The organism is Romboutsia sp. 13368 (assembly GCF_018336475.1).
Taxonomy (GTDB): Bacteria; Bacillota; Clostridia; order Peptostreptococcales; family Peptostreptococcaceae; genus Romboutsia.
On sequence record NZ_CP048741.1, the window covers coordinates 264,821 to 267,225 of the forward strand.

At 24.8% G+C, this 2,405-nt stretch carries 2 protein-coding genes; both read left to right on the forward strand.

The genetic code is table 11. The features are described from left to right. Positions 1 to 109: 109 nt before the first annotated feature. Entirely contained in the window at positions 110 to 1,624 is a 1,515-nt protein-coding gene (locus tag G3997_RS01040) for a bifunctional metallophosphatase/5'-nucleotidase (RefSeq protein WP_296646737.1), read from the forward strand. Between the two features lie 160 nt (positions 1,625 to 1,784). Beyond that, on the forward strand, positions 1,785 to 2,243 hold the full coding sequence (locus tag G3997_RS01045; RefSeq protein WP_296646741.1) for a YhcH/YjgK/YiaL family protein: 459 nt from the start codon (positions 1,785 to 1,787) through the stop codon (positions 2,241 to 2,243). Positions 2,244 to 2,405 lie beyond the last annotated feature (162 nt).

The following is a 2,405-nucleotide window of genomic DNA, read 5'->3' on the forward strand; positions in this document are numbered from 1 at the left end:
TATTAGATTTTGAAGTATAAGCCTATTTTTAAAGCTTAAATATCAGTTTAGCTTATACATAACAATCTAAGTAACCAATAAAAAATCGTAGTATATAGAAGGTGAAAAAATGAAACTAGTTATTTATCAAACAAGTGACTTACATGGATATGTATATCCAACTAACTATGTAACAGAGCAACCTCTTGGAATATTAAAGATAGGTAGTTATATGAAAAAGGATGAATTAAATTATGATGCATCTTTAAAAATAGATTGTGGAGATTTAGTTCAAGGTTCTGCTCTTACTCATTATTTATATAAACATGATATGCAAACTAATCCTATTATTGAAGGGTTAGAAAATATAAATTATGATGCTTATGTTTTAGGAAATCATGAGTTTAACTATGGATTAGATTATTTAAATAAATCATACTCTCCAGTGAGTGATAAAATTATAAATGCTAATATAGATGGTTTAACATTAAACACAAAGCCATATAAAATATTTGAATTTGATGGATTTAAAATTGGATGTATAGGATTTACAACATCATTTGTGCCTAATTGGGAAAGACCTTGTAATATAGAAGGATTAACATTTAATGACCCTGTAAAAACTTATGAAAAGTATGAAAAAGAATTAAAAGAAAACTGTGATTTTATAATAGTATGTTATCACGGTGGATTTGAAAAAAGTATAGAAGATAATACAACACCAACTGAAGCTTTAACTAAGGAAAATCAAGGAAGTGAACTTTTAGAAAAGTTTGATTCTATAGATATGATTTTAAGTGGTCACCAACATAGATCATTTATAACAAAAATAGATAATAGAATATGCTCTCAACCTCTTCATAATGGTCAAAACTTTACTAAAATAGTTATAGATACAGAAACTAAAGATATAAGCTATGAATTAGTTGATGTTAAAGATATAGATGTTGAGATAGATGAAAAACTTCAAAGTATATTTGATGATACAGAAGCAAAACTACAAGTATATTTAGATCAAGAAATAGGACATTTTGATAGAGATATAGTTGTTAATGATATATTTGATGTAAGATTAAATGGACATCCAATAGTAAACTTTTTACATGAGGTACAACTTGAAGTTGCAAAGGCTGATTTATCTGCATTATCTTTATTTGATAGTACAATTGGCTTTAAGAAAAATGTGTCTATAAGAGATGTATTAATAAATTATCCTTATCCAAATACACTAAAAATACTTAAAGTAAAAGGTGAAAATATTAAAAAAGCAATTGAAAAAGCAGCTACTTACTTTGTTTTAGAAGATGGAAAAGTAACTGTAAATATAGACTTTTTAGTACCTAAGGTGCAACATTACAACTATGATACATTTGGTGGACTTACATATGAAATAGACTTAACTAAAGACTTTGGAAATCGTGTTGTTTCAATGAAAAGAAATGGTGAAGATTTAGATTTAGAAAAGTATTATAGTGTTGTAATGAATAATTACCGTGCAAGCAACACTTCTATATACCCTAGCTATGAAGGTGCAGAAGTTATAGGTGAAATAAATATAGATGTAAGTGAAATTATAATAGACTATATACAAGAAAAGAAAAATGTAAAAACTATAGATAATAGCAATTATAAAATTAAATACTAAAATAAAAAATCTATCTTGCAGAAGTTTAAATACACATAAGTAAGATAGATTTTTATATATTAACTAGCACAATGAGTTAAGTTATTATGGTATAATTAATTTTAATACCATAAACTTGGTAAAATACAGTATTAAACATAATTTTATGGAGGAGTACATTATGATATTAGATAGTATAAAAAACATAAGTAAATATGAAAATTTAAACATTGATTTAAAATCTATAGTAGAATTTATAGATCGTGTAGAAAGTGAAAATTTAGAAAATGGAAAATATGAATTAGATGGGGATAAACTTTTTGCATTAGTTCAAAGTTATGAAACTAAAGATAGTGATGAATGTAGATTAGAATCACATAAAAAATACATAGATATACAATACGTACAAGAAGGTACAGAGGTAATGTATTGGAGTTTAGTTGATGGATTAAAAGTAACTGAAGATTTATCTGAAGTAAGTGATGTTATTTTTTATGAAGATGATAAAAATTCTACTGAATTAGTAGTTAATGAAAAATCTTTCGCTTTATTCTTTACTCATGATGCACATAAACCAGGAGTTAAATTCAATACTAAATCTAATGTAAGAAAAATAGTATTTAAAATACTACAAGGATAAAACTTATATCAAAAGCCATTTATTTATTAACCATAGATAAATGGCTCTTATTTTTTGAAAAATTATTATCCATTGGCATAATTATTCTGTTTAAATTCATAAAAAAAGTATATCTATTATAATAGAAGAAATTATATAAAAATTTATTATATAGGRGGAACA